The organism is Sulfitobacter brevis, from assembly GCF_900112755.1.
GTDB lineage: Bacteria > Pseudomonadota > Alphaproteobacteria > Rhodobacterales > Rhodobacteraceae > Sulfitobacter > Sulfitobacter brevis.
Window position 1 is genome coordinate 1 of record NZ_FOMW01000056.1, and the last position, 2883, is coordinate 2883.

General features: G+C 49.9%; 2 protein-coding genes. Both read right to left on the reverse strand.

The genetic code is table 11. From position 1 onward, the window contains the following. Positions 1–218, reverse strand: a 218-nt coding sequence (locus BM174_RS20625) for a DUF1403 family protein (RefSeq protein ID WP_143092520.1), incomplete at its 3' end; no start/stop codon positions are given. A gap of 2047 nt (positions 219–2265) precedes the next feature. Then, the coding region (locus tag BM174_RS21225; RefSeq protein WP_425442404.1) for a hypothetical protein at positions 2266–2883 on the reverse strand (618 nt) is incomplete at its 5' end.

Here is a 2883-nt window from a genome sequence, read left to right on the forward strand (position 1 = left end):
AGACGTACGCACGCCTCTGACGCAGTCAGGCTCAACCTGTTGCGCAACAAGTCGTGGGGGACATCCGCACGCTCCACCACAAGATGCAGCGTCGCCAATGCCGCCCCTGACAAAAACGCCACATCTTCAAGGGTTTGTGCACGCGCAGAGGTGACCCACGGCGGCATCCGGGGTAGTGTGTCGGAAGCATCAGAAAGGGTTGGTTGGGCAAATGGCATGCCGGTAGACTATCCGATCGCGGCGCTTATATCCACAAAATAGCGCGCAAACCGCCCCAGCTTACCGTTCCTTATTATGTCCAATAAGTTTGCCTTATCGGACACACTGAAATACGCTCCCCCATGCCAGATGTCGTTCTAGTTTCATGGCTGGACGCACCCGAAATCAGCCCTATCGCCTTCGAATTTTCCAGTTCATCTGTGGACGGGTTCTTGCTTAATCTCTGGCCTTGCAACTCCGGAGGCACTTTGTTGAACGAGAACACTATACTCAATGTGTTCTGGCGTTCCGTTCATGGATTCGCAAACGCGTCGTGACGCGATCCCATCACCGAAGGTCGCAGAATCCACTCTTGAACTGTGAGACCACCTATGAAGCAAGAATGCGTCTCGAAACAATTCAACAACTTAAAGTCTGGCCATAAAACAAAAACGACGGCAAAATTAGCAAGTTCTTGTCTGAAAGAAGAATTCCTTGAGACTTACCACCCGTATTTATGAGATTGAATGAGTCGGTATATATGAGACTGGTGCCGACGAGCCGCCTTCGCGACGTGTGGGCGTTCTCTCTCGGCTCGCTACGCCCGCCAAAATACTTCGTCTCAACGTCAAAGGCCATGAAGCAAGTGCCTCCGGGACTCATCCCTGCCGTTCCACGTCGCTCGCCAACAAAACTGAGATCGCCCGTTTGAAAGGATCCTCGATGATCCGACCTATACCCAACGTCAGCGCGAAGACCTGCAACAAAGAACCCTGTGCCAGAGCCTGAAGACCCAGACATACAGGCTTGGTCAGGACTCGCGCAATCCGACAAATGATCTATCTGCCTTCATTCTTGCATGTTTTGCTCTCGTAGAGATTTATCTCAACACATGTTGCCCCCCCCTGCCCTATTGGAAAATGCTAACATTGCTTCTGTTGGTAAAAATAATGCCCAGTCTGTGATTTCCTTTTTCGCATATTGAGATCATTTTGGGAAAGAATGATCAAAGTATGTCGCGCCAAAACCTCATTGCTATGATGGTCTCTGCCATTGTCTCCGTTTTGGCCACGGTTTATACCCTGAGCATTATGCATTCATTTGGAAGACGGATCAGATCACATAGGTTGATGGTGCCGTCGTCTACATTGATGACAAGGATGGTTTCACATGACGTTATTTCGAGGCTATTTGCCGCGGTAACTTCCAGTTCGTGCTGGCCTCCGTTCATGTCATCTATGGTGACAGTGTTGAAGAGCGCGAGTTCGCGGCCAATGGTATAACGCTGGACTCACTGAGACGTTCGAAGGATCGCCGATTTGATTGCAGGAGTTTTCAATGTGCCGCCGCCGAACCCAGCTTAGAATACCTTTAGAGCAACATCAGCTCCTTTGATTACCAAGGGTACCATCACCCTGTCGACGACGAACGGGAACCATGATTACATCTAGGCCAACTCTGGTCTCCCTATACCCATCACGACTGCGGACATCTATGACTACATGCAAACCAGCCCGTCGTCGCTCGCGCCGCACCGTTCTGACGGGTGTGGGGAGAATGCTACCTACCAACCCTCGGTTACAGAGAATAAGTTGCCTGCGGTACGCGCCAACAGAAATCCAAAAATCTATCACCTTGTAAACTGCCCAGGCTACACTGCTATGTCATCGAAAAGCATCGTCGCTTTCGACGCAACCAGCGACGCAGAAGCTGCTGGCTATTAAATGGCGCAAAACGACACATCCCGAGGTGAGAACCTACAAAGTTTCTCGTAGGATTTATCAGCGGGTAATCAGGCTTCCTGCATTTTCATGTATGCCGTATGTTTGTCCGCGGCCAAACCCGTTCAGGATCTGAAGCTCGCTTCGACGGCTTGCAAATTAGACTTGTTCTGGCGTGGCCAAGTACCGTGAAGTCGTGCAACTGCATGACTAATTTCTATGTCGCGATGATTACTGACCAGTAATGTTTGGCCGCGGCCAAACATCGAACATCGAACATCGAACATCGAAGTGCCCATAACGTCTGGCCGGTGTATCGAGAAAAACTGATACGTTGGCTAGAGCCCTATGATACCATCTGATGTCGATTGGCCGTCAGGTCATAAATGATGCTTCTCATATAGCTGTCCGGATTTTTAATGCGGTGCGCATTCCCAATTAGATAATCTATCGCCCGAAGCATACGACTCCATCCGATTGAATGAATTGCGTCTGCCATAGTCCGTTCCTTCACGGCAGCGATGCTACCGGCTTGGAAGATTGTTTGTTTGAGCATTGCTTCGCTTCGAGGCTCTTCTGGAAAGAAGGCTACGATGTTGACGTAAGTGCTCCACAGGTACACCGGGTTGATTTTTTCTAGTGTGGCTCTTTTGGTTGTATAAATCTTTTGTGACTCTACTTGCCGGTCAATTTGACCGTCCGTGGCGGCCATTTCTTCAGTTTTTCCTGACTCGATTGCGGTCGATGAGACCACAAGAACTTCATGTTGGTCGTGGCCAAAATATGTTTCATCGGTCTGAACATTATCTTCGGCACTTGCGGAAGTGGGGTAAGGGACTTCACCGGTAAACTGAAGCAGTTCATTGAGAATGGCTTTGATGATGTAACCGCCCTCCGGCGGCATCGATGTGCCAAGGTGGGTCTGCAATGATCCACAAAAAGGAGAGCGGTCATGTCGGATATT